The organism is Parasphingorhabdus sp. (assembly GCF_048269865.1).
In the GTDB taxonomy this organism is placed as follows: Bacteria; Pseudomonadota; Alphaproteobacteria; order Sphingomonadales; family Sphingomonadaceae; genus Parasphingorhabdus.
The window spans coordinates 18,210-43,604 of sequence record NZ_JBLWUA010000005.1 but is presented as its reverse complement, the minus strand read 5'-3'; the positions used below and the strand labels follow the sequence as shown (position 1 = coordinate 43,604).

The window sequence follows — 25,395 nt, the reverse complement described above, 5'->3', positions numbered from 1 at the left end:
GTAGGCCAAATCCCGCAATGACTGTGAAAAATAATGAGAGGATATGGTCATGGAGATAGTCACTGAAGGTCTGCGTTTTCCCGAAGGTCCGATCGCGATGCCGGACGGCAGCGTGATTCTGGTCGAGATCGAGGCGCAGCAGCTCACCCGGGTCCTGCCGGATGGCACAAAGCAACTGGTCGCGAAAACCGGCGGCGGCCCGAATGGCGCGGCATTGGGTCCGGATGGAAAAATTTATGTCTGCAACAATGGCGGGTTCGAATATAAGGATGAGAACGGCTATCTTACGCCCGCCGGCATTGCCAAGGATTATGTCGGAGGCAGCATCCAGCGAGTCGATCCCGAAACCGGAGAAGTCGAGACTCTCTATAACGATGGCGATTTTGGCTGCATATTGCGCGGCCCCAACGATATCCAGTTCGATACCCATGGCGGCTTCTGGTTTACCGATCATGGCAAGACGGATTACGAGAAGCGCTGCCACGACATCGTCGGGATTTTCTATGCCAAGGCGGATGGCAGCCATCTGGAGGAAGTGATTTTTCCTTCCAACAATCCCAATGGCGTCGGCATCTCACCGGATGGCAAGACGCTCTATGCAGCGGAGACCTTTACCTGCCGGTTGATGAAATTCAACATTACCGCTCCCGGCAAGGTTGCGCCTGATGCCGGTCCGGGCGGTCCCGGCATCCCGCTCTATCGGCCGTCCGGATATAAATTCTTCGATAGTCTCGCGATGGAGGAATGCGGAAATATCTGCGTCGCCACCATTGGCGAAAGCGGTATTAGCGTGATCTCGCCAGAGGGCGAGCTGGTTGAATTTGTTGCCACCCCGGATATTTTTACCACCAATATCTGTTTCGGTGGCGAGGATATGATGGACGCCTGGATCTGCCTCTCGGCAACTGGCAAGCTGGCCAAAACCCGATGGAAACGGCCGGGCATGAAGCTGGAATATCTGAATAAATAGGAGCACCCCTTGGCCAGAATGCATGATGAAACTCACCGGATTGACCGGGTTGGCTGGCTGCGCGCGGCGGTGCTGGGTGCCAATGACGGTATTGTCTCGACCGCCAGTCTGGTGGTCGGCGTAGCTGCGGCTGCGACCTCGCAGCAGACGATATTGCTGACCGCCTTTGCGGGGCTGGTGGCCGGTGCGATGTCGATGGCGGCCGGCGAATATGTGTCGGTCAGTTCGCAGGCCGACAGCGAAAAGGCCGAGCGGGCCAAGGAAGCCTGGGAGCTTGAGCATCAGCCCAAGGCCGAGCGGATCGAACTGATATCAATCTACAAGAACCGGGGCCTGACCGCCGATCTGGCGGAACAGGTTGCTGATCAAATGACCGCGCATGATGCGCTCGGCACGCATTTGCGCGACGAGCTTGGCCTGAACAAGTATTTCTCGGCCAAGCCGTTGCAGGCGGCGCTTGCTTCTGCCCTTGCTTTCTCTGCGGGAGCGATATTGCCGGTTATCCTCGCAGCGCTATTTTCTGGCCAGTTGTTGGTCTGGGCCGTATCCGGCACGGCATTGCTGTTGCTGGCGGCCCTGGGGGCTATTGGAGCAATCCTGGGCGGGGCACCGATTGGGCGGCCGGTCATACGGGTGACGTTCTGGGGCGCAGCGGCCATGGCCGCGACCGCTGCCATTGGATCGATATTTGGAGCTGCTGTTGCATGACCTATGAGACCGTAATTTTTGACTTTGGCGGAGTGATTACATCTTCGCCGTTTGAAGCGTTCAATCGGCTGGAAGCCGAGCGGGGCGTGCCGAAAGACAGTGTCCGCCGGATCAACAGCGCCAATCCGGATGACAATGCCTGGGCGAAGTTCGAGCGGGCGGAGATCGATGCCGCTGGTTTTGACGAAGCCTTTGCAGCAGAAGCGCGTGCTATCGGCATTGAATTGCGCGGCGCCGATGTGCTGGCCCGGCTCGCTGGTGATGTCCGCCCGAAAATGGTGGCGACGCTGGACCGGCTGAAAGCAGAAGGCATTCGCATATCCTGTATCACCAATAATGTACCCGCCGGAAAAGGCGCGGGGATGGCGATGGATGACGAGAAGGCCGCAGCCGTGAAAGATATCATGCAGCGCTTCGATCACATTATCGAAAGCAGCAAGGCCGGGATCCGCAAGCCCGATCCGCGCATTTATCAGATGATGTGCGAGGCGCTGGACGTCGCGCCAGCCGAGTGCATTTATTTGGATGATTTGGGGATCAATTGCAAACCGGCGGCAGCCCTTGGGATGGCGGCGATCAAGGTGTCTTCAGAGCAGCAGGCGCTGGATGATCTGGGCGCTCTGCTCGAGATGCGTTTGCCCTGAACACGTCTGCCCAATCACGCAAACCTGTAATATTATTGTCATCAATGAGTCGTCGAAAGGTCGTGAAATCGCTATAGCGCGTCGGGGATTGCAAAGGTGCGGGGATTCGTGGGACATAGCATTTCGGACAGAATAGACGTGGTTACCCGCTGGTATAACCAGCGGGGACTCTATCCTGTGCTGTTCGTAATTCTGGCTGTTTTGCTGCTGATCCAGGCGATCAGACTGATCTGGCTGGTCCTGACTCCGTTAGGTCCGGTCGGCGATTATCGCGCCAATGACGTGCAGGTCCTGTCGCCGCAGTCGCGGCTGACCCTGTTCAGCAGCTTCGACCCGTTTTTCCGCGATGGCGCAGCGCAAACCGCCAATGTCGTCACCTCGCTGCAGCTGACGCTCTACGGGATCCGGATGAACGAGGCCTCGGGGCTGGGTTCGGCCATCCTGTCCGGCCCGGATGGTGTGCAGGAAAATTATGCCGTGGGCCAGGAGATCATGTCTGGAGTCACGCTCAACAGCGTGGCTTTTGACCATGTGGTTATCAGCCGCGGCGGAGTGCTGGAGAGCCTTTATCTCGACCAGTCGATACCCGCGCAAACCGTCGGCACCGAGGATCCCGAAGGCCCGGCTTCGCTGGCGATCAGCGGTGACGAAATACCGGGTATCGCATCGCTGGCGCCGCGCAACGAGCAGGGTCGAGTGACCGGCATTGTCCTCTCCCCCCTGGGAGATGGCAGTCTGTTCAAGAGTGCGGGATTCCGAAACGGCGATATTGTCGTGTCGATCAATGGCAATCGCGTCGGTTCAACCAGCGATATTGAAACCCTGAAAAGTCAAATTCAGCCGGGCGCCCGCCTGTCCGTTGAAGTCGAGCGCGGGGCCAATACGGTTCCGATCGCTGTCAATCTGGGAGCCCCATAATGTCTAGTCTGTTCGCCCGGATCATCACTGTTCTTGCTGCCTCCCTGGCCCTCTGGAGCGCACCGGCGGCCGCGCAGCACACGCTTAATGTCCGCGATGCCGATATCCGCGCCTTTGTTCAGGATGCGGCCAAGGTAACCGGTCGTACCTTCATTCTCGACAGCCGGGTGCAGGGCAAGGTTTCTGTGGTCACCGACCGGCCGCTCAGCCGTTCGGAATATTTCGAGATTTTCCTGTCGACCTTGCGTGCCAATAATCTGGTAGCAATTCCGACAACCCGCGGCGCCTATCGTATTCAGCCCGCCGATGGCGCAGCATCGCAGCCGACCCGACTCGGCTCGCGCGGTGCCGGTGGCAATCAACTGGTGACCGAAGTGGTGCGGCTGAAATCGATTGTGGCGACCGAAGCGCTGGAAACGCTGCGTCCCCTGGTCAGCAAGCAGGGCTCGATCACGTCGAACCGCAACGCGAACAGCCTGGTGATTGTCGACTATGCCGATAATATTCGTCGGATCCGCAGCTTGGTGGGAGAAATAGATCGCGACAGCGCTGCCAGCACCATCATCACGCTGAAAAATGCCGGTGCCCGGGAAATCGCAACGTCGCTGCAGGCGCTGGCGGCTCAGGGCGGCGGCGAGGGATTGCGCGCTCCGGTGACCGTGGTGCCGATCGACAGCAGCAACAGCATTGCCCTGCGCGGCGATCCCGGTGCGGTGTCGCGCTTTGCGCAAATGGCGCGGGAACTGGACAAGGGCGCCGAATCCGGCACCGAGATACGCGTCCATCGGCTGGATTATGCCAACGCAGAGCATCTGCTGCCGGTGATCGAGAATTTGCTGGGCAGCAAGGGGACAAGCGGCGGCTCCGCTGCGGTCGTGCCGACCGGCGATGGTGCGGCGGCACCGGCGGCCAGCGGCGGTGGCGGCAATGGGATTGCCAGCCGTGGCCCGTCGATTGTGACCCGGCTGGAAGGGACCAACGCGATCATCGTGGCTGCCAATCCTGACGTGCAGCGGATGATTGGCGAACTGATCCGCCAACTGGACACGCGGCAGGAACAGGTGGTGGTCGAAGCGATCATTGTGGAAATTTCCGAGACGCTGGCCCGCGAACTGGGTGTGCAATGGCTGGTCGGCGGCAAGGACGTGCCGTTTGCGGTGACCAATTTCTCCAACGCTTCCCCCAATATCGTCGATGTGGCGGGCGGCTTGCTGGCGGACCAGTTTGACACGTCGACGACCACGACGACCAACACGGCAACAACGACGACCACCAATAGCGCGGTTGGCGATGCGCTGCGCCAGAATGCAGCGGATGCGGTGCTTGGTGCGCGTGGCGGTTTTGGCGGTTTTGCGACCAGCCTGGGCGGCAGCGCCGTGCTCGGTGCGATCATCAACGCGGTACAGTCGGACAGCAACAGCAATGTGCTTTCCACACCATCATTGACCGTGAACAACAACCTCAAGGGCAGCATCCTGTTCGGCCAGGAAATTCCGGTATCGACGGGCGAGGCGTTGTCCGACAATTTCGACAATGCCTTCCGCACGATCCAGCGGCAGAATGTCGGCATCGAGCTGGAAGTGACGCCGCAGATCAACGCCGGTGACGAAGTGCGGATGGAATTGCGCCAGCAGGTCAGTTCGATCGCCGGGCCGGTATCAGACGACTTCAACGAGTTGATCATTAACAAGCGCGAGATCAATACGACGGTGACCGTCGGTGACGGCGAAATTATTGCGCTCGGTGGTCTGCTCGACGACAATGAACGGCGGACAATCCAGAAAGTGCCGTTCCTCGGTGATATTCCCCTACTGGGAGAATTGTTCCGGTCGCGCGGCAAGTCGCGGATCAAGACCAATTTGATGGTCTTCATCCGGCCAACGATTCTGAAAGACCCGAATGATGCGCGGCGCTTCTCCAGCAACCGCTACGGCTATATCCGCGGTCGGCAGCTGAGCCGCAATCCGGATCAGGAGCCGTCGATCGATGCACTGGTGCGTGATTATCTCGGCACCGTGCCGCCCTCGGTAGATGCCCGGCCGGATGACCAGATCATTTATGCGCCAGGCGATGTGCCCGCCGTCAGGGACGGCGGCATGGTTGAACAGACGCCGCTGCCTCCGAGCGAGCCCAGCGGGAATCGATGATGAAAATCGCTCGGGGAACAGAAGCGGTTGTTTCCGAAGCGGAGAGCGGACCGGTGGGGACGGCAGCGGTCAAGGATCTGCCCTATGCTTATGCGCGTGATCATGGATTGATTGTGCAGGACCGCGATGGGGAGAAATTGTCGCTCGCGCTGCGTGCCGGCTCCGATCCATCGGCCCTTCTGGAGGTCCGGCGCTATCTGGCCTTGCCGTTTGATGTGGAACTGGTGGATGGCCCGGCGTTCGAGAAGCTGCTGAGCGATCATTACGCCATGGACGGATCGGCAGCGGCGATGGCAGGCGATATGGCGCTGGCGGGCGAAGGGCTGGATGATATTGCCGGGGATATTCCAAGCGCAGAAGATCTGCTCGACAGCGCCGATGATGCACCCACGATCAGACTGATCAACGGGATCATCGCAGAGGCGGCCCGTCAGGGCGCGTCCGATATCCATATCGAGCCCTATGAGACAGGGCTGGTGGTAAGAATGCGGGTCGATGGTGTGCTCACGGAAAAGCTGAGGATGCCGCCGCATGTCGCCGGGGTGATCGTCAACCGGATCAAGGTGATGGCGCGGCTGGATATTGCCGAGCGCAGAATCCCGCAGGATGGCCGGATCAGCCTGACGCTCGGCGGCAAGCTGCTCGATGTGCGCGTATCCACCTTGCCCAATAGAGCCAGCGAGCGGGTGGTGATGCGGATACTCGACAAGGAGAGCGCCGGTATCTCGCTCGATCTGCTCGGCATGTCGCAAAGCACGCATGCGATCCTGACCGATGCGCTTTCAGAACCCAATGGCATCATTCTGGTCACCGGCCCCACCGGCTCGGGCAAGACCACGACGCTCTATGCGGGTCTCAAGCAGCTTAATGACGGCAGCCGCAATATCCTGACCGTCGAGGACCCGGTGGAATATGCGATCGAGGGCATTGGCCAGACACAGGTCAACAGCAAGGTCGGCCTGACCTTTGCCGCAGGCTTGCGCGCCATCCTGCGCCAGGACCCGGATGTGGTGATGATCGGCGAGATCCGGGACCGGGAGACCGCAGAGATCGCCGTGCAGGCGAGCCTGACCGGCCATCTGGTGCTCTCCACCGTGCACACCAATGACGCAGTAGGAGCGATCACCCGGATGCGCGACATGAAGGTGGAGCCGTTTCTGCTGGCCTCGACCCTGCGCGCCGTGGTTGCGCAGCGTCTGGTCCGCAAGCTGTGCGAGCATTGCCGCACCCCGATTCAGGCCGATGGCAGCCTTGCTTCTCTCCTCGGCTTTGACAATGGCACGGTGGTGTACCGCGAGACCGGCTGCGAGCATTGCAACCAGACCGGCTTTCAGGGCCGGATCGGCGTGTTCGAGGCCATCCGCATCGATGACAGCCTGCGCAAGCTTATCAATGATGGTGGCGATGAGGCGGCGATCACCGCTCACGCGTTCCGCAATCAGCCTCACCTGGGTGCCGCTGCGCGTGCGCTGGTTCGCGAGGGCCTGACCACGGCTGAGGAGGCTATCCGCATATCCAGGCGCGAAAGCGAAGCGGTCGATGCCTGAATTTGCCTATAAAGCCATCGATCCGAAAGGACGCGAAAAGAGCGGGCGACTTTCTGCGGCGAGCGATGAGGCTGCGCGTGCGAAGTTGACCGAGCGCAATTTCTATGTGGTCAGCATGGAAACGGCGCAGGGCAGGCACGGCAAAACGGATAAAGCTTCGTCCGGCCTGTTCGGCCCGAAAAAGCTGACATCCAAAGAGCTCACGCTGTTTACCCGGCAATTATCGTCGCTGGCACAGGTCAGTCCACTGGAAGAAGCGCTCCGGCTGATCGGCAACCAGAACGAAAAACCGCATGTCCAGCAGCGGATCGCGTCCGTGCACGGCGGCGTAATCGAGGGGCAGCGCCTGTCCGAGGCGATGCGCCGCGAATCCAAAAGCTTTCCGCCGCTTTATCGGGCGATGATTGCTGCCGGAGAGACTTCCGGCACCTTGCCAGATATCACCGAACGGCTTGCTGATCTGCTGGAGCGGCAGGCGGAGTTGCGCGGGAAACTGATCGGCACACTGGCCTATCCGGCGGTGCTGGCGCTGGTCTCCATCATCGTGGTCGCGCTGCTGATGATTGCGGTTGTCCCGAAGGTGGTGGAACAGTTCGACGATGTGAACCAGCAACTGCCGATGATCACCCGGATCGTGATCGGCATCTCCGGCTTTCTGGCGGACTGGTGGTGGATGATTGCGATCGTGCTCGTCCTTGCGGCGCTGCTCGGCTGGCGCGCGCTGAAGGAACCGCAGATCAAATATCGTTTCGACGGCTTTCTGCTGCGCCTGCCATTTTTTGGTCGTCTGTTGCGCGATCTGCACGCGGCGCGTCTGGCCAGAACCCTGTCTACCATGGTTGCCAGCCGCCTGCCGATTATCGAGGGATTGCGGTTGACCACCAATACGATCCACAACAGCGTTTTGCGCAAGGCGTCGGAAGACATGGTCGAGGCGATCCGTGGTGGCGGCAGCCTGTCCACGGCGCTCAAAAATTCAGGCGTGTTTCCGCCGATGCTCGTCTATATGACCTCCAGCGGCGAGGCATCGGGACAACTGGATGATATGCTGGCGCGGGCAGCGGGCTATCTGGAGCGGGAATTTGACAATTTCAGTTCCACTGCCTTGTCCTTGCTGGAACCGATCATCATCGTGGCTCTTGGCGGGCTGGTCGCGCTGGTGATCCTGGCGATCTTGTTACCCATCTTGCAATTACAGAATCTTGCCGGACTATAGCGCCGGAAAAAAGGAATGATCATGACGACAGATACAGACAAGCCGGCTGAAGCTCCCGTCCGCGAGGAGCAAGAGCGGAAAAAGCGCAACGGGTTTACCCTGGTCGAACTGATGGTGGTGATTTTCATCCTCGGCCTGCTGACGACTATTGTCGTGATCAACGTGCTGCCCAGCCAGGACCGGGCCATGGTGGAGAAGGCGCGCGCCGATATCGCAACGCTGGGCCAGGCTCTGGAAATGTACCGGCTCGACAATCTCAGCTATCCGACATCCTCCGACGGGTTGCAGGCCCTGATCGCACCGCCCGCGTCCTTGTCGACCACGGCGCGCTACCGCCAGGGCGGCTATATCAAAAAACTGCCCGAGGATCCGTGGGGACGGTCCTATCAATATGATAATCCCGGTCGTCAGGGTCCTGGCTTCGATCTTTATTCGCTGGGGGCCGATGGCGCTCCGGGTGGTGAAGATGACAATGCCGATATTTACGCGGAATAAGATCAGCGCGTGACCGAAAACTGTCTTCTCACCGCCTTTCCGGCCACGGATGACGAGGCGCTCTATTGGTGGCACGTCGCTGATGGCGCGGTTCAGGCGTGCGGATGTGATCCCGACCCGATTGCGGCTTCGCAAGCCTATGGGCCGAATGATGCACCGTCCGACATTTTCCTGATCGCACTGGTGTCTTCTCACCTTACCCGCATCAAGGAGCATGATGCGATTGAAGGGGTGAACGAGCAGCAAGCGCTGGCCGCTGCAAAGATAGCGGCGAAAGCGGACAGCCTGGAAAGCGAAAATATCCATATCGTTGCGGCAGCGGATGGTGAAGGCAAGGTGATAACAGCTGCCATCGGAAGGGATATTTTGTCTTCCGGGCTGATCCAGTTGCAGGCGCGCGGGATCGATCCGGATATGATCCTTCCTGTCGGCTCATTATTGCCGGTTGCCGATGAAGCGGCGTTGTCGGCAGATTTCGGATTTGACCGGGTTCTGCGCGCTGGCCCGGTGATCGCGACCGATGATCCCGCTCTGCGCCAGTTCCTTTTTGCCGACCTGACGGTGAAGCCGATCATCAGGGATGATTTTGACGCGATGATCGTTGGCGCACCCGAGAAAGGTGGCCTGAACTTTCGCAGCGGTCCGTTCGCCAAAAAGACACAGCGCACGATGGCTGCGCAAGAGAAGCGGCTGCTCGGCTGGATGGTAGCGGCTCTGGTCATCATCACGCTCGCCATTCCCCTGGTGCTGCTAGCCAAATATCACTGGGCCGCCGGGGTAGCGGACGAGGCTGCCATGGCCAATGCCGCCACCATTGTCGGTGAGCAGGCCGATCCACAAAGCGCCGAGCGCGCACTGGACCAGCGGTTGATAGCCGAAAATCGCGGCAACATCATGTTCCCGGTCCCCGCGTCGGCGCTGTTTTCGGCTCTCCAGCAAGTGCCAAACGTGTCGATCACGCGAATGGCTTATGGGGAAAACGGTATTATATCTGCGACTCTGTCCGCCGTCCGCAATGAGGATATCAATCCGGCTCTGATCGCGTTGCAGGAGGCGGGCTTTATTATCACGGCGACACCGCGCACCGATGCCACCGGTTCAGCACAGGCAGATATAACGGTGAGGGCCCCATGATCGATACTGCCAAAAACTGGTTCGTCGGGCTCAGCCAGAGGGAGAAAATTCTAGTCGCAATAGCGGCTGCGTTGCTGGTGGGACTGATCGGTTATTATGGCGTGGCGCGACCGATGTCCGATGCGATGACGGCGGCTGAGCAACGCTATATGGACGCAGTCGAGCGGCGGGCGCGGATTGACGCCAAGGTGGCTGCGCTGCGGCAACCGATCGATGGATCCGTGGCCAAGTTCAGTGGTGCGATTGACGCCTTCATTGGTCAAAGCGCTGGCGAAACAGGTATTGCGGTCGCATCTGTCACGCTGCAGCCGGATAGCCGCGCCAATATAGTGGTGGAATCGGCAAGACCGACGGCGCTGTTCGGGTGGTTGGCTCGAATCGAGCAACAGGGCGTTACCGTCGAATCGCTCACTATCGAGCCTGCTGCCAACGGCACGGTCTCCGCGACGATGACCCTGCGTGCAAACTGAACCAAGTATTTGTTTTTATTCTGCCGGCTCGACTTGACGCTGCTTGTCCGCAGGGAACATCACGCCGCCATCGTCGGCTGACATAACCTCCGGTTCGGCAAATTCGGGACGGGCAATTTTTGTCTCTTTCTGAACCCACTCGCCTTTTTCGTTACGAATATAGGCCGGCGCGCGCTTCACGTTCCAGACCAGTCCCATTTTTTCCCACAGATAGATGATCTGGCCGTTCAGATCGAATTCCCACCAGGCGATCTGTGACGAGGCGGCCCGCGGGTGCTGGTGATGGTTGTTATGCCAGCCGTCCCCGAAGGTCATCCATGCCATGAACCAGTTGTTGCGCGAGCCGTCCTTGGTATCGAAGCGCTGGGAACCGAAGACATGGCCGATGCTGTTCACACCCATGACGAAATTCAGGAAGAAGAAATTCCTGAAAAAGCCGCCGATCAGGATGGTTCCAATGATATGTTCCGGTCCGCCAAATGCCAGCGCCCACGCGGCAGGCAAAATGATGCTGGAAAAAATGGCGATGGACCAGCGATGCTTATGGCACCACAAAACCTGAGGATCGTCGATCAGGCCCTTGCCATAGACGGTCATGTCGGATGTGGTATTGTCAAACAGCCAGCCGAAATGAGCGATGCCAAGGCCTTTCCATTTCGACATTTTCTCGCCGTGACCGTCGATATAGGGGCTGTGCACATCGCCCACTGCGTCGGCAAAGGCATGATGACGGCGATGATCGGCAGCCCATTTGAGCACCGACGCCTGACAGGCCATTTGCGCCATAATGCCGATGGCGAGGCGCATCTTCGGCCCTGCTTCAAAAGCGCGGTGCGTGAAATAGCGATGATAACCAATGCCCACGCCCATATTGATCAGGACGAAGCCGAACAAAAAGGCCGACCATTCGACCCAGCCGGTTTGATGGGTGAGGGTCCAGTATAAGGCGCCGAGAGAGCCGAGGACCATCGAAGAAAGCAAAATCCCATATTCGATTCGCTTTGCCCTTGCGGCCGGGCCGCCAATGATGACGCCGTGCTGGGGGTGCTTTTCCGACGGGATATATTCGTCGGGTTGAATGTCGCTAAATGCGGTTGCCATCGACGTAATTCCTCAAAGCTGAGACGAAAACCCAGGATATAGGCTATTTACGATGATTACAATTGTGTTAACTAATAAGTTAGTTGCCGATCGCAAAACCCTCCGATTTGGCGAAGTCTGATTTGCGGGACAGCCAATTTATGCTGGTCAGGCTTGATTGGAAATTGCGCAGCAGCCACCCATGCGGGTCAATTTTCGCCCGTTTATCAATGACGGGCCGGTAGCGCGCTTTGTCTCGCCGAGCAGCGCATAGAAAACCCGCCCGAACGCTGGGATTGCGCCGGGCGGGTGTTATTCTGAAAAACTGCGTTGAAAGGGTTACTCGTCCTGGACGTGCTGGCGATCGACCCGGTTCATTCTGGGTGAGGTGCGTCGGCCTTCCGGACGCGCCTGTCTGATCGGAGCCGGCCGGGCGACCGGCGGCCTGGCTTGCGGCTGCTGGACTGACCCCGTCGGGCGGCGGTCAGGACGGTTGGCCCGGTCACCACGGTTCCGGTAGGGACGAGCCTGGCCACTACCGTCCGGTCGCGTGACTCTCGTCCCAGGGCGCCGGCCATTGCGATAATCATTGTCGCGGTAGCGGCCGCGTCTGCCGTCCCGAGCGCCATCGCGGTCGCGATTTCGCCAGTCAGCCCGCTGGCCGCGGCGGTGATCGCGATCCCTGACGTGACGACCGCCATAGGCAGCACGTTGTCTCGCCCAATAGCGGCGGTCATGGGCGCGCATCGCATGGCGTCGTCCGCCGCGATCGAAAACATACACACCATAGCCGGGGTAATAATATTGATCGTACCAGCCGCCGCCATAACCGATATTGGCGAAGCCATAGCCATAGTCGCAGGCATAATAATCGTCGAACGGTGCGTAGGGATCGCAGTCATAGCGGCTGTTGTTGACATAGCCGTCGCCGTAATAGCCGGTCCCGCCGTACATGCAGCCACCCAATCCTAAAAGGGCACCCGCCGCTATGGCGGATTTGAGCAATTTTGGGATAGCTGAATGAGTCATATTCTTTTCCTAGAGATCGGCGCTGGCGGACTGGGTCAGCCGAGTCGACTTTCCCTCTTCGTTGTTAATCATACTTAACGCCAGGCGATTGAATAGCTTATGAATGGAGTGTCTTGCTGACATTCATGAAAGTAGCTAGGAAGGAGGAAAATAGCGCTTCAGGAGATTTTCATTGGCCACCATCGCAGCAAAACCGCATGGCTATCCCTATCAGGAAAGCTCCAATCCACACTGGGTAAAACCGCCCAGCGAGGATCAGCTGGCCCATATTCCGGGCGAACGGGGGCTGCCGCTGGTCGGGACGACATTGAAGGTCATCAAGGATCCGATCGGTTTCGGCCAATATATGTTCGCACGCTACGGCTCGGTCTATCGCACCTACAGCTTTGGCAAGCAGAACGTCATGCTGCTGGGCGCGGATGCAACCGAACTGGTGATGTTCAACAAGGACAAGATTTTTTCCAGCGAACAGGGCTGGGGAAGCGTGCTGAACAATCTCTTTCCGCGCGGTCTGATGCTGATGGATTTCGAACGTCACAGAGCCGACCGTAAAGCGCTGTCGGTTGCTTTCAAACCGGGGCCGATGAAGCACCATTGCGCGGTTCTGGGCGAAGGCATTCTGGAACGGGTCGGTGAATGGAGCGGGACGGGATTCGAATTTTATCCCGCGATCAAATCGCTTTCTCTCGATACGGCGGCCAGCGCCATTCTCGGCATTCCCTGGGGCCCGGAAGCGGACAAGATCAACAAGGCGTTTGTCGATGAAGTGCAGGCGTCGGTCGGCATTGCCCGGTCGCCGATTCCGTTCACCAAAATGTGGAAAGGGGTCAAGGCGCGGGAATATCTGCTGGAATATTTTACCCCGCAGGTAAAGGAGCGGCGCGCCAAGGGCGGCGAGGATATCTTCACCCAGATCTGCCTTGCGACGCATGAGAATGGCGAGCTTCTGACCGAGGATGAAGTCGTCGATCACATGAACTTCCTGATGATGGCCGCGCATGATACGATCACCTCTTCGGCGACCAGCATGACGTATATGCTCGCCAAGCATCCTGAATGGCAGGATCGGTTGCGCGAAGAATGCCTGTCGGTTGCGCCAGCGGGAACCGTGCTAAACATGGAGCAACTGGGCAAGTTGCAGCTGACCGAAATGGCGTTCAAGGAATCGCTACGGATGATTCCGCCGGTGCCCAGCATTCCGCGCCGCGCGTTGAAGGAATTTACCTTCCGCAACTATACGATTCCGGCGGGCACGAACATCGGGATCAGCCCGCAGTTCGTGCACAAGATGGAAAAGCACTGGCCGGAACCGAACAAGTTTGATCCGCTGCGCTTCACGCCGGAAAATTCCGCTGGCCGGCACAAATATGCCTGGGTGCCTTTTGGCGGGGGTGCCCATATGTGTCTGGGCCTGCATTTCGCCTATATGCAGATCAAGATATTGATGCACGCGATGCTGACCCAGAACCGGATCGTGCTGCAGGGCGGAGCGGATTACGAACCAAAATGGCAGGTCTTTCCGATCCCACAACCCAGAGACGGACTGCCGGTGAGGCTGGAGCGGCTTTAGCCCTAGCATGTTTGTTTGCTGCCGTTATCAATTGCCTAGTGCAGTGCAACAAATTGACAGGCGCATCGGTGCGTGCCACTCTTCAGGCTTATTCGGGGGATCATCATGGCGTCAGTGCAATCAGGGGGACAATTATCCCGCAGACGGTTGCGCTTGGCTGCTGCGCTGGTCGCGCAGGGGTGCGGCGTCAAGACCGAAGTCACGGGTGCGACTCCATTCCGATCAATGATATCATGATCAGGAGACTGCAAAAAACCGATCCGCGTTGTGAAGCGCCGCCACTGGCAGTCGAGGAAGCCGACGGCCAGACACAGTTGCAAACTGCTTTGGGGGCTTAGTCACTACCCAGTTGATATTTCCGTGAAACCAGAACCTGCCGCAACATGCCCGGACACAGGCGTGGCGCGAACACTATAGAGGAGACTATAAATGGCCGCATTCCGCATCCTTTCCTTTCTGATCGGATTCATCCCCCTATGGTTCGGAATTAACGGCCTGTTGTTCGGTGCAGCGGAACATATGGGCGGCGATGCGTTCACCAACGCGATGGATAATCAGTACCGCTATCTATCCGGCGTTTATATCGGCGTCGCGCTGATGATTTTCTACAGCGCTGGCGATATCCGGAAGCGGGCTAAATTCTTCCGTTTCGCGATGCTGTTCTTTTTTATCGGCGGCTGTGCGCGGGTTGTGTCGTACCTGACAGTGGGCGTGCCGCCGACGGAGCAATTTGCGGCGATGTTCGTGGAAATATTGTCACCCTTGCTGTTGCTCTGGCAGGCACGGGTTCTACGCTACTAGGAAAAATATTCGGGGAACTACGGTGCCATTCCCCAACATTTATTTCCCCAGCATATCCTTGAGATAACTGCCGGTATAGCTCGCTTCTACTTTGGCTACTTCTTCCGGTGTGCCCTGCGCGACAATTTCGCCGCCGCGCACGCCGCCTTCGGGGCCGAGATCGAGTATATGATCCGCGGTCTTGATGACATCGAGATTATGCTCGATCACCACCACGCTATTGCCCTGCTCGACCAGCTGGTGAAGCACCTGCAGCAGCTTGCGGACATCTTCAAAATGCAGACCGGTGGTTGGCTCATCGAGGATATAGAGCGTCTGGCCGGTAGACCGTTTTGAGAGTTCCTTGGCCAGCTTGACGCGTTGGGCCTCGCCGCCGGACAGGGTGGTCGCCTGCTGGCCGACCTTCACATAGCCGAGACCGACTTCGTAGAGCATCGCCATCTTGTCGCGGATCGGGGGCACGGCCTTGAAGAAGCTGACGGCATCCTCGACGGTCATGTCGAGAATATCGGCGATCGACTTGCCCTTGAACTTCACTTCGAGCGTCTCGCGATTGTAGCGCTTGCCGCCGCATTCCTCGCAGGTGACATAGACGTCGGGCAGAAAGTGCATCTCGATCTTGATCAGCCCGTCTCCGCGGCACACTTCGCAGCGGCCACCCTTGACGTTGAAGCTGAAGCGCCCCGGCTTGTAGCCGCGCGCCTGCGCCTCTGGCAGGCCGGCGAACCAGTCGCGGATATTGGTGAAGGCGCCGGTATAGGTCGCCGGATTGGAGCGCGGCGTGCGGCCGATCGGGGACTGGTCGATGTCGATCACCTTGTCGCAATATTGCAGGCCGGTGATCTTGTCATGCTTGCCGGCGATCACTCGCGCGCCATTCAGCGTCCGCGCCGCGGCGGCGTAGAGCGTGTCGATGGTGAAGGATGATTTGCCGGAGCCGGACAGGCCAGTGATACAGGTGAAGGTTCCGAGCGGGATCGACGCGGTTACATTCTGCAGATTGTTGGCGGTGGCGCCGTGCACCGTGAGCTTCTTGCCATTGCCATTGCGGCGCTCGGTCGGCACCTCAATTTCGCGCGTGCCGTTGAGATAGGCAGCAGTCAGCGATTTCTTCGATTTCAGGATTTGTTTGAGTGTGCCTTCGGCCACGACCTCGCCGCCATGGACGCCGGCGCCCGGACCCATATCGACGACCCAGTCGGCGGTGCGGATGGCGTCTTCGTCATGCTCGACCACGATTACCGTATTGCCAAGATCGCGCAGCCGCTTGAGCGTCGTTAGCAGCCGGTCATTGTCGCGCTGGTGCAGGCCGATGCTCGGTTCGTCGAGCACATAGAGCACGCCCGACAGGCCCGAGCCGATCTGGCTGGCGAGGCGGATGCGCTGGCTCTCGCCGCCGGATAGCGTACCGCTGGTGCGGTCGAGATTGAGATAGTCGAGGCCGACATTGTTGAGGAAGCCCAGCCGCTCGATGATTTCCTTGAGGATCGGTTCCGCAATCTGGCTCTGCGTGTTGTTGAGCTGCGCCCCGAGGCCTTCAAAGAAGACCAGTGCATCGCCGACGCTGCGCCGGGTCGATATGGAAATATCCTCGCCGGCGATCTTGACCGCCAGCGCTTCCGGTTTCAGCCGCGCGCCGTGGCAGGTCTCGCAGGGGGCTGCGGCCTGGAACTTGGACAGTTCTTCCTGCATCCAGGCGCTCTCGGTCTGCAGCATCCGGCGCTTGAGATTGCCGACCACGCCCTCGAACGGCTTTTTCACTTCATAAGATTTGCGACCGTCCTGGAATCGCAGCGTTACCGGCAGGCCCTGGGTGCCGTTGAGAATGATATCGCGATGATGCTCGCTGAGCTCGTTCCACGGGGTGTCGAGATCGAATTCAAATTGCCGCGCCAGCGAACCCAGCACCTGCATATAATAAGGCGAGGGCGGGTTGGATTTGGCCCAGGGCACGACCGCGCCCTTCTTGATGCTCAGCTCCGGATTGGGCACGATCAGCTGGGTGTCGAAGTGGAGCTTCTCGCCGAGACCGTCGCAGGACGGGCAGGCACCCTGCGGCGCATTGAACGAGAACAGGCGGGGCGCGATTTCCTCGATCGTGAAGCCGCTAACCGGGCATGCGAAACGTTCGGAAAAGACGATCCGGTTGTCCGGCAGGCCGGTGCCTTTCATCTTCCCCTGGGGGGAATCCGTTAGCCCTGAGCTTGTCGAAGGGCGTTTCTCGTCCGCGGGGCGTGTCTCGACTTCGCTCGACACGAACGGTGTCTGAGCTTCAGCGACGCCTTCAGCGTCAGTTCGTGCTGAGCCTGTTGAAGCACTTTCGGCCTCCGCCAAAGCCTCTTCCACCGTACCATCAGCGAGATCAACAAAAGCCAGACCATCGGCCAGTCGCAGCGCAGTCTCGAAACTGTCGGCGAGTCGCTGCTCCATGCCTTCGCGCACGACCAGCCGGTCGACCACGACCTCAATGTCATGCTTGTATTTCTTGTCGAGCTTCGGGGTTTCCTCGATATCGTAAAATTCGCCATCGACCCGGACGCGGGTGAACCCAGCCTTCTGCCATTCGAGCAGTTCCTTCCGATATTCGCCCTTGCGGCCGCGGACCACGGGCGCGAGCAGGAAGAAACGGGTTTTTTCGGGCAGGGCCATCACCCGGTCGACCATCTGCGAGACGGTCTGCGCAGTGATCGGCAGGCCGGTTGCGGGGGAATAGGGGACGCCAGCGCGGGCCCAGAGCAAGCGCATATAGTCGTAAATCTCGGTCACCGTGGCGACGGTCGAGCGGGGGTTGCGCGAGGTGGTCTTCTGCTCGATCGAGATTGCTGGCGACAGACCCTCGATATGCTCGACATCGGGTTTCTGCATCATCTCCAGAAACTGCCGCGCATAGGCGGACAAAGATTCGACATAGCGCCGCTGGCCTTCGGCATAGATGGTGTCGAAGGCGAGGCTGGACTTGCCGGAACCGGACAGGCCAGTGATCACGATCAGCTTCTCGCGCGGCAGCTCGATATCCACACCCTTGAGATTATGCTCCCGGGCGCCTTTTACTTTGATATGGGTCAGACTCATGCGCGTGCTTTGCAGAAGATGCTGGAGAGAGTCCAGCGGGCCAAAAGAACAGGGTGGTCTGCGCTATATGTTCAATGTTTGTTCTGTTTTCAAGAGGGAGTTTCTTGGCGGGGCGTGATGGGGGTCACGGGGTATTTGGGGGCAGGGTCGATATTTTACTTGATCATGTAATTCGGGTATTATCGCAAGAAAACGAGTCGCGAATTGGTAACTCAAGTCAGTGGGGGAACTATGGCGACTATTAATCGAACTCTTTTGATCCTTTCTTTGCCGCTTTTTTTGGCAGGTTGCTACGCGATGCAGGGGACTCCGCAGATAATTAATGCTGGTGGGGTGGTTAACCAAAGCGGAGCCGTATCCGGTCGAACGGAAAATTTTAAGGATAATTTTCGCTATGCCGTTGACCGGGCAGCTATGACGTATGGAGACGCGAACTGGGGCCAGGCGAAGGAAATGCTGGATACAGGCTTCTTGCTGGTATCTTCAAATTGTGACGATTTTTTTCGGGTTATGGGCGCTCGTCAGCGGGACAGTGGGATAGCAAGAGACATGCTCGCGCCGGTGATATCGCTTTTGACGGGAGTGATCGCGTTGAAGGATTTCAAAAATGTTTCGCGCCAGCAGGATTTCATAGAAGGTATCGGAATCGGGTCAGCTGCGTTTCTCGCGACACTGGATATACATGATCAACATTTCCTGTTTGGCGCTGACAATATTTTTGAAGTGGAACAGCTGACCGTCGCGGCGCTGGATGCCAGCGAGGCGGGAATTCGATCCAAGGGCAAGATGAATTTCGAAAGTGCGGTAAAATTTCTGATGAGGCATGACGGTATTTGCACTCCTCAAGGCATCAAGTTTCTCGTCAAAGGTGCCATTACCTCCAGCGAAGTTAAAATTGCGCAGAATAGTCGCATCGGAACCGGTCTGTCTGAAGGCTCCAACAAGTTGTATGAATTGGGGCAGCTGATTGGAGGTGTGCCAGGCGAAGTGTCTGTGACCCAAGCCGGTGCGCTTTGGTGGCTCTTTCTCGGGACGCCAAAATCCAGCGAACTTCCGGAAATCGGCAAGTTGCTAGCTGGTACGGATATAGCCAACGGAATTGTGTCGTCCGGTGAGTCGGTCATCTATGAATCAGCACAGGCGAATGTTGATGAAGCCGCCATCATTCGGCTGTTGCGGTCCATGAAAATCGAAGTACTGGGTAATTTTGAAGCTGCTCGGGATCGTTTCAGGACCGAGATAGAGGAGCGGTCAAAAAATGCCGAGGCCACAGCCAACGACCCGCCTCCAAAGTTTTTCGTTGGCGATTTAAACGCAGCGTCTGGAATCCGTCTGACGGTGGAATAGGAATGCTCGGGCGAGTGTCGACGTGGGGCGGCTGACGCTAACGTGGTCGCGTCACGTTTCCCAAAACCTCCCGATACCGCTCAAAAAACCCAACCATCTCGGGCGATCTCTTGCTTTTCATGTCGCAGAAAAACTTTCGGTTCCAGCCCTTGGCGGTGCCGAGATGGATCATGGCGTAGACATAGGCCAGCAACGCCGATGAAAATCCGAAGGCCGCTCCCATACCGGCTGCTGCCCAAACGACTGCTGCCACTACCGGATAGGCCAGCACCGGAAAGCTGATCGCCTTGCGATAGGTGAAGATCGCCTTGTCCTCGCGCGTCGGTAGCCCGAATTTTCCGACCAGTATCGAGGTGAAAGGCAGGCGGTTGTGGATGATCGCGGCGGGGATCTTTACCCACCAGGGCACGGGTGCGAACAGGATCGTACCCAGCGCGAGCAGTTCGAAAAACGGGTAGCGGATCACCAGCAGCGCCAACACCTTGTAGTCATGATATTGTTTTGCGGTGTGCGCTATCAGCTCGTCCACACCCTCCACCGCATAACGGCCCTTTTCGCGGAAGCGGAAGACGTTGTTGGGGAACATGTAATATTTCATCAACCCCATGAAGCCGGGCGTGTCGCTGCGTTTCGGTCGGATACCCAGTACCCGCGCGACCTCGTCGGTAAAGGTGCCGTACCAGACCAGATGGTCGGTCTTTTTCTCGGGGCGGTTGGCATAATAGGTCGCGTTATAGTCGGCGATCCGCTGGTCGATATTGGCGCGGATGTCAGTGCGAAACGCCGGATCGTTGATCATCCGGTGGACCAGCAGGCATTGCATCTCGCTGATATTGTTGAGGCCGCCTGTAAACGGGCGGGTGAAACCGATGGTGTAGATATTGTCGAGCTGCGGCGAGGCGACCCCGAGAAACTGCTCGCGGGGGCGGTAGGCAAAGGAATCGCCCTCGCAGCTATGCATGCGAATCTCCGGGATAGCCGGTTCTTCCTGGTCGCCGTCGATGATCAGGTCAAAGGATGTGGTCTCGCCCCCCTCGCTGATCGTCATCGCCTCGCGGTCGATGGTCGCGGCGCTCTTGTCCCACAGCTTGACGTGGCCCTGTTCGAGAAAGAAGGGCAGGTCGTTGATCAGATAGCCGGCGCTGATCTTCTGCTCGAGCGTCTCTTCGCAATAGAGTTTATAGACGTCGATCGGCCAATATTTGATCGCGATATGGCCGTTTTCCACCGGTGCCTTCGCCTTGAAGAAGGTGCGAATGTCCTTGTACGGGCGGATCGATTTGGGATGGCGGACGCCGAGGCTGTTTCGGTCGAACAGCCTTGCAAAGCCGTGATGGATCAGGCCATGGATATAGCCGCCGTCGATGAAGGCGCGGTAGCTCCATTTGCTGATTTCGGAGAAATTGTGGCACTCCAGCTGGTCGAGCGGCACGAAGCGCGGGCCGTCGTCGAGCGGCGAAAAGGTAGCGAACATCTTGTCGAGCATGATGAAGCCATTGGTTACCAGATGGACCTTTGCGCCATAAGCGACCAGCTTGGCGATCAGCAGATTGGAGCTGTCGCCGGTCGAGGTGATCGCGACGCTTTTGCCGGCATAGCTGGCATCCACCTTGATCTGCTTGAGATTGGCATTCATCAGCCGCCGGAAGGCGGTCGCGACAACGACATGGCGGGCGCGGAACTGTTCGCCGTTTTCGAGATGGACGATGCTGTGGTCGGCGTGATTGTCGATGCTCTCGACCCGGCCGTGATGGATATTGTCGGCGTGGCGCGCGGCATATTTTTTGTGGATATCGTAAAATTCGCGAGCGGTCGGGAAGCCGTCGGTGAAAGTGTCTCCCTGCTCTTTCAGCATCTCGACCAGTTCAAAGGAATAGACGCTGCTCTGCAGCGAACTGACCAGATCGAAATCCAGCGCATCGGCGGCTTCGAGTTGCTGCCATATCGGAGTCATCGGGGACACCATGAGCCAGTCGATGCCGCTGGCTTCCAGCTCCCGGATCAGCGGCATGGTGGAAAAGCCGCCACCGACAATCAGGACATCAATTTCCCGTGCTTCCACCATCGTTTCCCCTGCCGCTCTCGTTACTGGTAACTGGTCCCGGCGCCAAAACCAATGCTCTTGTCGGGACAATCTGGCCCTGTGCTTCCGCCGTTCAGCGGGGCATTGGCAAAGTGTGCGCCGAAACCGCCCCTTGGTCGATGGTCAATTGCGGTTGGTCGAATGAAAGACACAGCACCGCTTCGGCCTGTTATTGACTGGATAGCTGAGCAACGATCCGGAAAAGGCTAATAATGCTTTCGGGTTGCATCGAAGCTCAGGCTCGGGGGATGGTATCGTGATGCGGAATAGCAAAATGCTGAACCGGGATATATTGCCTACCGCATGGGCAAGCTCCTTTTCCCGGAAAAGCTGGTCACGCGTCCGCCCCCTATTGGGCGCTGTCATCGCAACGCTTCTGGTGCCATCCCCTTTGACTCTGCCTGCCAAGGCGCAGTCGGCGACAGATTCTCCTGCCAAACCCGCTCCAGCCTGTGCCACTGACGCCCATCGCGCTTTTGATTTCTGGATCGGTACGTGGAACGTAACCGCGGCAGGGCAGGATCAGCCCTCTGCGGTGAACCGGATCTCGCGCGAACATGCAGGCTGCGTACTTCGGGAGGATTATGCGACCAAAGGCGGCTATACCGGAATGAGCATGAGTTTCTATGATGCGGCCCGGGACAGATGGCATCAGACATGGATGGGCGTCGACGGCAGTGCGCTATTTATCGAGGGCGGACTGAACGATCGCGGGGAGATGGTCCTGAGCAACCGCAACACCCCTTACTATCAACAAGGCACGCCAATCAACCGGATCACCTGGATTCCCAATGCGGATGGCAGCGTGCGCCAGCATTGGCAGGGATCGAAGGATAGCGGGAAGACATGGAGCACGGTCTTCGACGGCCTCTATGTCAGGCAGACACCGCAGCCCGAGGGCTGATCACTCCGCCATCAAATCCCGGACAAAGCCGATCAAACCGGTTTGCCGCGAACGCCGCATGCGCTCGGTGGCGAGGATCTGTTTTACCTTTTCGAAGCAGGCGCCGAGATCGTCGTTGATCAGCACGTAGTCATAGCCGTCCCAGTGGCTGATCTCGCTGGTCGCCCGCTGCATCCGGCTTTCGATGATTTCGGAAGAGTCGGTGTTGCGGCTTTCCAGGCGCTTGCGCAACTCGTCGAGCGAGGGCGGCAGGATGAACACGCGAACGACGTCCTGCCCAGCGCGCTGGTATAGTTGCTGTGTGCCTTGCCAGTCGATGTCGAACAGCACGTCCTGTCCGTCTTCAAGACTCTGATTCACGGGTGCGGCGGGCGTCGCATAGCGATTGCCGAAGACCGTCGCATATTCCAGGAAGCTGTGATCGGCGACCATTTCTTCAAATTCGTCGCCGGTGACAAAATAATAGTCTTTGCCATGTTCTTCACCGGGCCGCTTTGGGCGGGTTGTGACGGAGACCGACATGGCGATTTCGTCATCCGCGTCCAGCAGCATGCGTGCCAGTGTCGATTTGCCCGCGCCGGAAGGAGAAGACAGCACGAACAGCAGGCCTCTGCGGTTCAATTCGCGGTGATCATTGTCGATATTCTGGGAAGATATGTTCTCGGCCATAGCGGCTATTGGCCGAGAAGAGCGCTTGGCGTCAAGATCCTTGTCGGGAAGTTTTTTGATATCGCTTTCGGCCGCAATCATCCTGATGACAGTCTCGCGAAATCCGGCTAACGCAGTGCTATGATCCAGGGACGTGTCAGCACTATATTCTATGCGATCGGCATCACGATCATGCTCGGCTGGCTGTTCTACGTGGGCAAGGACATCATTTTGCCGATCGTCACAGCGATCATATTGCTACAGATCCTTTATGCCGCCAGCGCCACTGTGGCCCGTATTCCGGGCCTGGGCCGAACCCCGCTATGGCTGCGCGCGACGCTGGCCCTGATCGGTTTCTTGGCGCTGCTTTTTGCGATGACCCGGATGCTGGTGGCCAGCTTGCAGAATCTTGTGCCATCACTGCCAGTCTACCAACGTAATCTGGAAAATCTGTTTGTAACCTGGTTCCCGGTGCCGGTGGAAGAAGGTGCCGGCCGACCGAAGATTTCCGAACTGATGAGTTCACCGGGAGCGATATTCGACCGGGGAACGGAGGCCGTTGCGCACGCGATCAGCGAGTTTGCGACAAGGTTCTTCACCGAGATCGACATCGCTGCTGTGGCCCAGACCGCGCTGGCTTCCCTGACCAGTTTTGGCGGATTTGTGTTCATCACAATCCTGTACGCATCTTTCCTACTCAGCGAGATCACTGGCTTTCCCGAGAAAGTCCGGCGGGCGTTCGGCTCGGATCGCGATTCCACGGATACGCTGAATATGATCACGCGGATCAACCATGATATCGGAAGTTATCTGGCAACCAAGACGTTGATCAACATCATTCTCGGCGTGATATGCTGGGTGATATTGGTGATATTGGGCGTGGAATATGCGGCGCTCTGGGCGATTATCATCGGGCTGCTGAATTACATCCCCTATATCGGATCGTTTGTCGGTGTCGCTTTTCCGGCGCTATTTGCCGTTGCTCAGTTCGGAACCTTGACGACGCCGCTGATCGCTACAGGTCTGATGACGGTCGCGCAGGTCGTTGTTGGCAATATTGTTGAGCCCAAGATGCTGAGCAAGTCGGTCAATCTCAGCCCGATGGTGGTGCTGGTTTCCCTGGCCGTCTGGAGCAGCCTGTGGGGTATTCCAGGCGCGATCCTGGCGGTGCCGTTCACGACAATTTTGATGATCGTGCTGGCGCGGCGTCCGGGCACCCGCGCGATTGCGGCGCTGCTATCCAGTGACGGCAATGTCTAAGGCCTGACGCGGCGGTTGCGGCGGTTTCAGGAATAATGCGGCGATCAGGCCGGCTGACAGCAAGGCGACCGCTGCAGCAAAGGCGATGTCATAGCTGCCGGTGGCCTCGAAAATGAAGCCGGCCCCTGCCGGAGCCGCAGCGGCAAACGGCAGCATGACCGGTGCCAGCACCGAATTGATGATCGGAAATGCGCGCTCGCCGTAATAATTGCCGATGACGACCGGGCCGAGGACCAGCAGGCTACCGTAGCCCGCTCCGACCAGCATGCCCATTGCGGACAGCAGGATCACACCGTGACCGAGCCAGAAGCCCGACAGGCCAATGGCCATCAGTGAAATGGACCCGAACAGCGTCCAGCGCAGTTCAAACTGGTCGCCGAGCCAACCGGCCGGAATGCGCGACAGGCCGCTGCCCAGAATTGCGAGACCCATGATCGATGCGGCCTCAAGCGGGGAAAGACCATTGTCGGTCAGGTGCAGAACGCCGTGATTCAGCAGAAAGAAAAATGTGCCCAGATAGCCGAGTGTCACCAGCATCACCAGATAGAGTGCCGGTGTCCTGATGACCTGCTTAAACGTCCAGTCGTGGCCGGTGCGATGGGTTTTGGGTTGCAGGTTCTGGCTCAGCGGGTCCTGCGCTGCCAAATCCGGATCAACATTGTCCGGAAACTGACCGATATCCTGCGGACGATTGATGATGAATTGCGCGGCAATCAGGGCAATGGCCACCATGCCAGCTGCTATCAGCCATGCGGCGCGCCAACTGTCGAACCGCTCCATCATCGTTGTCAGCACCGGCTGCGCCAGAGCACCGCCGAGGGCGGCTCCGGTCATGACGATGCCGATGGTGGTTGATCTTTTGATGCTGAACCAGTTGATCATTGCCGTTTGGGAACAGATCGGGCCAGTGAGCGCAAAGGCCAGACCCATGACACCGCCCCAGATCAGGATCCATTGCCAGACTGCGCTTACCACCAGCATGAGCAGCACGAGACCGGAAAGCATTACAAGCAAGCCAATGGTGACGGTCTGGCGAACGCCGTAACGACTGAGGAGATAGCCGGTCAAAGGATAGGCCAGGCCCAGCATCATCAACGCGACGGATTGTGCCAGCGATGCAGTGCCGCGGTTCCATGCCATAGTCTCGACCATCACCGGAAAGACAACGGAATAGGCAAAATAGACAAAGCCGGATGCCGCGAATTGCAGGAAAAACAGCAGGCTCACATTGGTCCACCCGTAAAATTTACGGGATATCTGCCCCGGTTGCGCGGTGGTTGCCAATCTGCTCTCCTGTGCCGCTTTGCGCGGTCGACTGGCGCTAGCTTACAGCAATGTCAGTGACAATCAAC

Annotated in this window: 21 protein-coding genes; 15 read left to right on the top strand and 6 right to left on the bottom strand. The window is 58.3% G+C overall.

Features of this window, described 5'->3' with window-relative positions; genetic code table 11:
* The first annotated feature begins 43 nt into the window (after positions 1-43).
* The 10 genes from ACN0WW_RS07965 to gspM all read left to right on the top strand — a co-directional run bounded on the left by ACN0WW_RS07965 (position 44) and on the right by gspM (position 10,249).
* On the top strand, positions 44-970 hold the full coding sequence (locus tag ACN0WW_RS07965; protein WP_417611199.1) for an SMP-30/gluconolactonase/LRE family protein: 927 nt from the start codon (positions 44-46) through the stop codon (positions 968-970).
* 18 nt (positions 971-988) lie between these two features.
* Entirely contained in the window at positions 989-1,678 is a 690-nt protein-coding gene (locus tag ACN0WW_RS07960; protein WP_417611660.1) for a VIT1/CCC1 transporter family protein, read from the top strand.
* Positions 1,675-2,322 (top strand): HAD-IA family hydrolase, encoded by a 648-nt coding sequence (locus ACN0WW_RS07955; RefSeq protein WP_417611197.1) that lies wholly within the window; start codon positions 1,675-1,677, stop codon positions 2,320-2,322. The genes ACN0WW_RS07960 and ACN0WW_RS07955 overlap by 4 nt, the downstream gene beginning before the upstream one ends.
* A gap of 108 nt (positions 2,323-2,430) precedes the next feature.
* The gene (locus tag ACN0WW_RS07950; RefSeq protein WP_417611195.1) at positions 2,431-3,240 is read left to right on the top strand and encodes a type II secretion system protein N; all 810 of its coding nucleotides are present in this window, start codon (positions 2,431-2,433) and stop codon (positions 3,238-3,240) included.
* On the top strand, positions 3,240-5,387 hold the full coding sequence (gene gspD / locus ACN0WW_RS07945; RefSeq protein ID WP_417611193.1) for a type II secretion system secretin GspD: 2,148 nt from the start codon (positions 3,240-3,242) through the stop codon (positions 5,385-5,387). The genes ACN0WW_RS07950 and gspD overlap by 1 nt, the downstream gene beginning before the upstream one ends.
* Entirely contained in the window at positions 5,387-6,934 is a 1,548-nt protein-coding gene (gspE, locus tag ACN0WW_RS07940; protein WP_417611658.1) for a type II secretion system ATPase GspE, read from the top strand. The genes gspD and gspE overlap by 1 nt, the downstream gene beginning before the upstream one ends.
* Positions 6,927-8,150, top strand: a complete 1,224-nt coding sequence (gene gspF, locus ACN0WW_RS07935) for a type II secretion system inner membrane protein GspF (RefSeq protein WP_417611191.1) — start codon at positions 6,927-6,929, stop codon at positions 8,148-8,150. Before gspE ends, gspF begins: the two co-directional genes overlap by 8 nt.
* Before the next feature lie 21 nt (positions 8,151-8,171).
* A complete protein-coding gene (gene gspG / locus ACN0WW_RS07930) occupies positions 8,172-8,645 on the top strand; it encodes a type II secretion system major pseudopilin GspG (RefSeq protein WP_417611189.1) in 474 nt (157 codons plus the stop codon).
* 9 nt (positions 8,646-8,654) lie between these two features.
* Complete coding sequence (locus tag ACN0WW_RS07925) at positions 8,655-9,779, top strand: hypothetical protein (protein WP_417611187.1); 1,125 nt, start codon at positions 8,655-8,657, stop codon at positions 9,777-9,779.
* Positions 9,776-10,249: a type II secretion system protein GspM gene (gene gspM, locus ACN0WW_RS07920; RefSeq protein ID WP_417611185.1), complete on the top strand. Its 474-nt coding sequence runs from the start codon at positions 9,776-9,778 to the stop codon at positions 10,247-10,249. Before ACN0WW_RS07925 ends, gspM begins: the two co-directional genes overlap by 4 nt.
* 15 nt (positions 10,250-10,264) lie before the next feature.
* Here gspM and ACN0WW_RS07915 read toward each other — a convergent pair whose 3' ends face one another.
* Together ACN0WW_RS07915 and ACN0WW_RS07910 are read right to left on the bottom strand one after the other, a co-directional pair.
* Positions 10,265-11,350 (bottom strand): acyl-CoA desaturase, encoded by a 1,086-nt coding sequence (locus ACN0WW_RS07915; protein WP_417611183.1) that lies wholly within the window; start codon positions 11,348-11,350, stop codon positions 10,265-10,267.
* Positions 11,351-11,668: 318 nt separating this feature from the next.
* On the bottom strand, positions 11,669-12,358 hold the full coding sequence (locus ACN0WW_RS07910) for a peptidase (protein WP_417611181.1): 690 nt from the start codon (positions 12,356-12,358) through the stop codon (positions 11,669-11,671).
* 172 nt (positions 12,359-12,530) lie between these two features.
* Here ACN0WW_RS07910 and ACN0WW_RS07905 point away from each other — a divergent pair, with 172 nt between their 5' ends.
* Together ACN0WW_RS07905 and ACN0WW_RS07900 are read left to right on the top strand one after the other, a co-directional pair.
* Positions 12,531-13,928 (top strand): cytochrome P450, encoded by a 1,398-nt coding sequence (locus ACN0WW_RS07905; protein ID WP_417611179.1) that lies wholly within the window; start codon positions 12,531-12,533, stop codon positions 13,926-13,928.
* Between the two features lie 429 nt (positions 13,929-14,357).
* On the top strand, positions 14,358-14,729 hold the full coding sequence (locus tag ACN0WW_RS07900) for a DUF4345 domain-containing protein (RefSeq protein WP_417611177.1): 372 nt from the start codon (positions 14,358-14,360) through the stop codon (positions 14,727-14,729).
* Between the two features lie 39 nt (positions 14,730-14,768).
* Here ACN0WW_RS07900 and uvrA read toward each other — a convergent pair whose 3' ends face one another.
* Complete coding sequence (uvrA, locus tag ACN0WW_RS07895) at positions 14,769-17,801, bottom strand: excinuclease ABC subunit UvrA (RefSeq protein ID WP_417611175.1); 3,033 nt, start codon at positions 17,799-17,801, stop codon at positions 14,769-14,771.
* Positions 17,802-18,032: 231 nt separating this feature from the next.
* Here uvrA and ACN0WW_RS07890 point away from each other — a divergent pair, with 231 nt between their 5' ends.
* Positions 18,033-19,148 carry a hypothetical protein gene (locus ACN0WW_RS07890; protein ID WP_417611173.1) on the top strand — a complete coding sequence of 372 codons (1,116 nt, stop codon included), beginning with the start codon at positions 18,033-18,035 and terminating at the stop codon, positions 19,146-19,148.
* Between the two features lie 37 nt (positions 19,149-19,185).
* Here ACN0WW_RS07890 and ACN0WW_RS07885 read toward each other — a convergent pair whose 3' ends face one another.
* Positions 19,186-21,213: a hypothetical protein gene (locus ACN0WW_RS07885; protein WP_417611171.1), complete on the bottom strand. Its 2,028-nt coding sequence runs from the start codon at positions 21,211-21,213 to the stop codon at positions 19,186-19,188.
* Positions 21,214-21,487: 274 nt separating this feature from the next.
* Here ACN0WW_RS07885 and ACN0WW_RS07880 point away from each other — a divergent pair, with 274 nt between their 5' ends.
* Positions 21,488-22,135 (top strand): hypothetical protein, encoded by a 648-nt coding sequence (locus ACN0WW_RS07880; protein ID WP_417611169.1) that lies wholly within the window; start codon positions 21,488-21,490, stop codon positions 22,133-22,135.
* Here ACN0WW_RS07880 and gmk read toward each other — a convergent pair whose 3' ends face one another.
* Positions 22,136-22,804, bottom strand: coding sequence for a guanylate kinase (gmk, locus tag ACN0WW_RS07875; RefSeq protein ID WP_417611167.1), 669 nt, complete (start codon positions 22,802-22,804; stop codon positions 22,136-22,138).
* A gap of 120 nt (positions 22,805-22,924) precedes the next feature.
* Here gmk and ACN0WW_RS07870 point away from each other — a divergent pair, with 120 nt between their 5' ends.
* Entirely contained in the window at positions 22,925-24,043 is a 1,119-nt protein-coding gene (locus tag ACN0WW_RS07870; RefSeq protein WP_417611165.1) for an AI-2E family transporter, read from the top strand.
* Here ACN0WW_RS07870 and ACN0WW_RS07865 read toward each other — a convergent pair.
* Complete coding sequence (locus ACN0WW_RS07865) at positions 24,020-25,327, bottom strand: MFS transporter (protein ID WP_417611163.1); 1,308 nt, start codon at positions 25,325-25,327, stop codon at positions 24,020-24,022. The genes ACN0WW_RS07870 and ACN0WW_RS07865 overlap by 24 nt on opposite strands.
* Positions 25,328-25,395 lie beyond the last annotated feature (68 nt).

Coding starts and splice junctions, on each gene's coding strand:
- ACN0WW_RS07915 (WP_417611183.1), bottom strand. CDS start 11,350: ATGGCAACCGCATTTAGCGACATTCAACCCGACGAATATATCCCGTCG.
- ACN0WW_RS07910 (WP_417611181.1), bottom strand. CDS start 12,358: ATGACTCATTCAGCTATCCCAAAATTGCTCAAATCCGCCATAGCGGCG.
- ACN0WW_RS07870 (WP_417611165.1), top strand. CDS start 22,925: ATGATCCAGGGACGTGTCAGCACTATATTCTATGCGATCGGCATCACG.
- gspG (WP_417611189.1), top strand. CDS start 8,172: ATGACGACAGATACAGACAAGCCGGCTGAAGCTCCCGTCCGCGAGGAG.
- gspF (WP_417611191.1), top strand. CDS start 6,927: ATGCCTGAATTTGCCTATAAAGCCATCGATCCGAAAGGACGCGAAAAG.
- gspD (WP_417611193.1), top strand. CDS start 3,240: ATGTCTAGTCTGTTCGCCCGGATCATCACTGTTCTTGCTGCCTCCCTG.
- ACN0WW_RS07900 (WP_417611177.1), top strand. CDS start 14,358: ATGGCCGCATTCCGCATCCTTTCCTTTCTGATCGGATTCATCCCCCTA.
- gmk (WP_417611167.1), bottom strand. CDS start 22,804: ATGGCCGAGAACATATCTTCCCAGAATATCGACAATGATCACCGCGAA.
- ACN0WW_RS07890 (WP_417611173.1), top strand. CDS start 18,033: ATGGCGACTATTAATCGAACTCTTTTGATCCTTTCTTTGCCGCTTTTT.
- ACN0WW_RS07960 (WP_417611660.1), top strand. CDS start 989: ATGCATGATGAAACTCACCGGATTGACCGGGTTGGCTGGCTGCGCGCG.
- uvrA (WP_417611175.1), bottom strand. CDS start 17,801: ATGAGTCTGACCCATATCAAAGTAAAAGGCGCCCGGGAGCATAATCTC.
- ACN0WW_RS07885 (WP_417611171.1), bottom strand. CDS start 21,213: ATGGTGGAAGCACGGGAAATTGATGTCCTGATTGTCGGTGGCGGCTTT.
- ACN0WW_RS07955 (WP_417611197.1), top strand. CDS start 1,675: ATGACCTATGAGACCGTAATTTTTGACTTTGGCGGAGTGATTACATCT.
- gspM (WP_417611185.1), top strand. CDS start 9,776: ATGATCGATACTGCCAAAAACTGGTTCGTCGGGCTCAGCCAGAGGGAG.
- gspE (WP_417611658.1), top strand. CDS start 5,387: ATGAAAATCGCTCGGGGAACAGAAGCGGTTGTTTCCGAAGCGGAGAGC.
- ACN0WW_RS07965 (WP_417611199.1), top strand. CDS start 44: ATGGTCATGGAGATAGTCACTGAAGGTCTGCGTTTTCCCGAAGGTCCG.